Genomic DNA, 5,322 nt, shown 5'->3' on the forward strand with positions numbered 1-5,322 from the left:
GTGCCGTCCGCGTCCGTGTCCTTGAGGTGCCGCTTGGGGTCAAAAACGCGTGTTGCGCGCGCGGCGTGGTGGCCTGCGGCGTGGCCGCGTTCGGCGCTCCACGCGTAGTCCTGCCCGGCCAGCACAAAGTCCTTCACCCCGCACCACGACAAAAAGCGCAGCAGGGCGACGTTGACGTTGCCGCCCGCGTCAAAGACGGGTTCGGTCTTGTTGAGCACAAACGTCGCCAGCCCGCCCACGGTCCACAGGGGCAGCGTGGGGCCGGGGTAGCGCTCCACCACATCTGGGCGCACCTTGGTGGAGTAGATGAGCGGAATGTCCGCCGCCCAGTCCATATCCAGCTTGTTGAAGATTTTGAGCATGCCGCCGCTGTAGTCGATGGCCATGCACAGGTGCGGCGTGATGCCCGCGGCCTGCAGGGCGGGCAGTGTCTGCATGGAGGTGACGATGAGGGCGTCCGTCTCCATGGCCGCAAGGCGCGGCCCAACCTCATTAAGCGATGGCCCCGCGCCAACCATCAGCGCGGTTACGCCGTTCCCTTTGCCCTCAAGGGAGCGCAGGGTGCCGTCGTGGAACGAGCGGGCGAAGTTGTGCAGTTCGTTGCCGACCATGTCCTCCTGCCGTCGCCGCAGGGTGTTGAGTTCCACGGTGATGCCTTCCAGCATGCGCTTGATGATGCCGGTCCAGCGGGCGTATTCCGGCCCAAGCTGTCTGCTTGGGAAGTCGGAGTGCATTTTCACCGCGCCATGGGTGAATTGCAGGCTGAGTTGCCCAAGGTGATGGGAGATAAGCTTTTCGTCCGGCGGCAGGAAGGTCACTTGTCCGGAGGCAATCACCTGCGAATAGTCCGTCAGCGCAAGGCACGCGCCCAGCACCTCGCGCCGTGGTTCCATCACCAGCACGGGATGCGTTGTGGGGGCGGACTGCAGAATCGTGAGCAGGCCGTAGCCGATATTGGTGCCGACGAGGATGGAGGCGTTTTTGTGCGGCGTGTCGCCAAGGTCCAGCGCGCCGTAGCAGGCGGAGGGCGACAGGGCGTCGAACAGCGTGCCCCCGTCGCCGTTTGGCAGGTCCACAACCCCATGGCGGTTTGGCCCCACCTTGCCCGCAAGGGCGAGGTAGGCGTCGCCGTCTTCCAAAAGCCACGGCAATACAGGCGAATTCGCCTGCTTCAGCGCGGCGATATTGGTGTCGAGATACCGGTAGAGTTCCATGCACCCTCCTCGTCCGGTGTGTTTGTGTGTTTGGTGGCGCAATATACCGGCAGAACCATTGCAAGGACTCTGCCACCACCAGCAGCAGGGGCGGCGGCGGAGCGGCGGACAGATTAAGGGCGGACCGCAAAAAGCACCGGATGGCTGGGGCTTTTGACGAGGATGGGCGAAGGGCAGGGGCGCAGAGGCACTGGGCGCGGAGAAGCGTGGCGGCGCGGGCGCGTCAAACTCTTGGCGTATGCCTTGCGTCAAAAAAGCCCCTGCCCGCGGAGTGCAGGCAGGGGCGTGGAATCGTAAGGCTGAGAAAGGGGCTAGCGCTTGCGCGATTTGCCCACGGCGAACTTTTTGGGGTCCAGCCGGTATTTTTTCACTTTGTAGTTGATGATGCGGTAGCTGGCCTTCAGGTCGCGGGCGGCCTGAAGCATGTTGCCGCGCGCCTTTTTGAGGGCGTCCACCAAAAGTTCCTGCTCGAAGCGCGAAACCGCCTCGCCAAAGGACAGGCTGGTGTCCGTGGCCGAGGACTCGGCCGTCTGCAGGCTGGGCGGCAGGTGGTAGGTGCGGATGACCTCTTCATCGCAGATGAGGACTGCGCGCTCCATGCAGTTGGCCAGTTCGCGCACGTTTCCGGGCCAGTGGTACTGCTGCAGCAGGTCGATGGCCGGGGTGGAAATGCGTTTGACGTCCTTGCTGTACTCCTCGGAGTAGTGCTGCATGAAGTGCTCGGACAGGGGCAGGATGTCCATGCGGCGCTCGCGCAGGGGCGGAATGAAGATGGGGAAGACGTTGATGCGGTAGAACAGGTCTTCGCGCAGGGTGCCTTCCTCCAGCATCTTTTCCAGCGGACGGTTGGTGGCGGTGATGAGCCGCGCATCCACACGGATGGTCTGCTCACTGCCTATGCGCTGGATTTCGCGCTCCTGAATGGCGCGCAGCACTTTGGCCTGCGCCTCAAGCGACAGCTCGCCAATCTCGTCAAGGAACAGGGTGCCGCCGTCGGCAAGCTCGAACAGGCCCTTCTTGTTGCTCACCGCGCCGGTGAACGCGCCCTTCATGTGGCCGAACAGTTCGGACTCCACAAGTTCGGCGGGCAGGGCCGCGCAGTTGAGCTTGATAAGGGGCTTGGTCTTGCGCGGGCTGACGCCGTGGATGGCTTCGGCCAGCAGTTCCTTGCCGGTGCCGGATTCGCCGCGCAGCAGCACTGTGGCGCGGCTGGGGCCAACCTGCGAAACCTGCTGGAGCACCATACGCATGGGCTTGGATGCCGCCACGATGTTGGGGTGGCCGATGGCATCGTCGCCGCCTTGCTGCGCCGGGGGCATGCCCTGCGACATCAGGTGGCGCTGCATGGCCATTTCTTCCTGAATGTTGGCGACTTCCTTGGCAACAAGGGAGGCGACCACCTGCAGGAACTTGGTGTCGGTTTGCAGGTCTTCGGGATCCCCGGCGGGGACGTCCACAGACAGGGTGCCCAGAATCTCGGTGTGCTCGTCCGCATCCAGATGCCGCACGGGAACGCTGATGAAGCCAAGGTGCTCCATCTCTTCCTTGGTGCGGCCAAAGGCGAGGTTCAGAAAGGACGGATGGTCCTTCTGAATGGGAACGATGACCGGCTCGCCGGTGTTCATGACCTGTCCTGTCACGCCCTGTCCGGGCTGGTAGGACACCTCGGAATACCTCTGGGAACCGACGGTGATGCTCAGCTTAAGAGAGTTCGTCTCCGGGTCGAAGATGGTAAGAAGGGCGCGCTTGTAGCCGTGGTTCTCGCACAGGGTGCGCAGCAGCGCCTTGAGTCCGGACTGGACTACACCCTGTGGACCAAGACCCTCCACGATATTGATCAGCGTGTCGAAATACGCGGCCTGCCGCTCCGGCGTGATAGCTTGACGTGTCATCGTTTCGTTGTGTTGTGCGGGGAGCTAGTGCGGCTCCCCGCATTTAATGGTTATGAGACGGCCTGAACCCCAAGGTCGATGGCTTTAAGGTTCATGTCGACGATTTTTGCTTTCAGCCGTGCTTTCACGGCGTTTGCCAGGTCTTCGGGCGTCAGGGGCAGTGCGCCGCTGGCGCAAGCCGCGCCAAGCAGGGCAAGGTTGCCGCACTGGAGTGCGCCCGCTTCCAGCCCAAGGGTGCGGCAGGGCAGAAAATGCGCCTGCGCCGCACAGCTTGTGGCCCGCTCCCGGATGGAACCGAGGTCGGGGTAGCTTTCGCGGCCCATGGTCACGCCAATGGGCATGATGGGCTCTTCATTGGAGATGATGGTGCCACCCTCGGGGACGAGGTAGGGCAGGGCGCGCAGGGTCTCCAGCGGCTCAAAGCCGAGGAGGACGTGCGCCTCGCCGTGGCTGATGCGCGGGCTGCGGTAGCCGCCCAGCAGCAGGGTGGATTCCACCACGCCGCCGCGCTGCGCCATGCCGTGCACTTCGCCCGCCGTAACGGGGATGTTCTTGTCCATGGCGGCCTGTGCCAAAATGATGGTCGCGGTGAGGGTGCCCTGACCGCCGACTCCGGTGAGGAAGACTCGTGTCTTGGTCATGGCTAGCTCCTTTTCCGTGCCTTGATGTCGGAACAGACCTGCAGGCAGAACATGCATCCCGCACACTGCTGTTCGTCAATGGAAACCCCGCTCTCATCCTGACGGAAGGCGGGACAGGCAAGGTCGGTCAGGCACTTGGCCACGGCCTCGGTCTGCTTGGTCACATAGGCCGCGTTGGGACGCGACTTGCGCAGGGTGCGCTTGGCAAACAGCACGCAAGGCTCTTCGGCGATGAGGACGCGCACGCCCTTCATGCCTTTCAGTTCCTCAATGGTGCTGCTGGTCTTTTTGAAATTGTAGGGAGACACGCGGCGGATGTGCTGGACGCCGCATCCGCGCACGATGGCCTCGATGTCCACCTGCGAGGGGTTTTCGCCGTGTACGGTAACCTCCACGCCGGGGTTGGGCTGGTGCCCGGTCATGGCGGTGGTGCGGTTGTCCAGGATGACGATGAGCACGTCGCGCTGGTTGTACACCGCGTTCACCAGCCCGGTAATGCCGGAGTGGAAGAACGTGGAGTCGCCGATAAAGGCCACAACCGGCTTGTCCTGCGCCGCGGCAAAGCCGCTGCCCGCGCTGACGGACGAGCCCATACAGAGCAGGAAGTCCGCGGCGGAAAGGGGTGGCAAAATGCCAAGGGTGTAGCAGCCGATGTCCGAGGAGTACACCGCGTCATCGCCAAAGGCCTGACGCACGGTGTAGTACAGCGCGCGGTGCGAGCAGCCCGCGCACAGGTTCGGCGGGCGCATGGGCAGCTGTTCGGGCGCGGGGGACTCGGTGTTGGTGTCCGTGTCGCCAAGGAAGGCCGCAACGGCGGAGCGCACGATACGCGTGCAGTATTCGCCCTGACGGGACAGGTGCGTACCCTTGCCGGAAATCTCCACGCTGATGCCGTGTTTCTGGGCGAGGGTGCGCAGGGCGTCTTCCACCAGCGGCTCGCCTTCCTCCACCACGAGGACGCGGTCCACGGAGCGCAGGAAGTCGGTAAGCATGGTTTCGGGCAGGGGATAGGTGAGGCCAAGGCGCAGCACCTTGCACGCGCCGTCGAACTGGTCTTCGGCCAGTACGTCGTCCACGTAGGCGCGCGCCATGCCGGAGGCCACAACGCCAACGGAGGCATCGCCGGAAACGCTGTTCCATGGCGAGGCTTCCACGTCCTTGCGGATGGCGTCCAGATTCTCCAGCAAAACGCCGTGACGCACACGCGACACGGCGGGAACGGGAACGAAGCGTCCCGGATTCTTTGTGAACTCGGGGCCGTGGATGGCGCCCGGACGCGGGCCAAAGTCCACAGGGCCGCGAACATGCGCCACACGGGTGGTGGTGCGCAGCATCACGGGCTGTTCGTGCTTGCGGGACAGCTCGAAGGCGTCGCGCGTCATGTCTTTGGCTTCCTGCGCGGAGCAGGGCTCGAAGACGGGCATCCCGGCAAGGCGGGCGTAGTAGCGGTTGTCCTGCTCGTTCTGGCTGGAGTGACAGCCCGGATCGTCCGCCGACAGCAGAACAAGGCCGCCGGGAGTGCCGATGTAGGCCAGCGTCATCAGCGGGTCCGCCGCGACGTTGACGCCCACGTGC

Annotated in this window: 4 protein-coding genes; all 4 read right to left on the minus strand. The window is 64.0% G+C overall.

The features are described from left to right. Window positions 1-1,214: 6-hydroxymethylpterin diphosphokinase MptE-like protein (locus ACY69P_RS13660; protein WP_462327871.1), on the minus strand; the 1,214-nt coding region annotated here is incomplete at its 3' end. A 311-nt stretch (window positions 1,215-1,525) separates the two neighbouring features. Beyond that, window positions 1,526-3,106, minus strand: a complete 1,581-nt coding sequence (locus tag ACY69P_RS13665) for a sigma-54-dependent Fis family transcriptional regulator (protein ID WP_404844307.1) — start codon at window positions 3,104-3,106, stop codon at window positions 1,526-1,528. Between the two features lie 50 nt (window positions 3,107-3,156). Beyond that, entirely contained in the window at window positions 3,157-3,747 is a 591-nt protein-coding gene (locus tag ACY69P_RS13670; RefSeq protein ID WP_462327872.1) for an indolepyruvate oxidoreductase subunit beta, read from the minus strand. A gap of 2 nt (window positions 3,748-3,749) precedes the next feature. Then, window positions 3,750-5,322, minus strand: a 1,573-nt coding sequence (locus ACY69P_RS13675) for a thiamine pyrophosphate-dependent enzyme (protein WP_462327873.1), incomplete at its 5' end; no start/stop codon positions are given.

This window comes from Desulfobaculum sp., assembly GCF_054921475.1.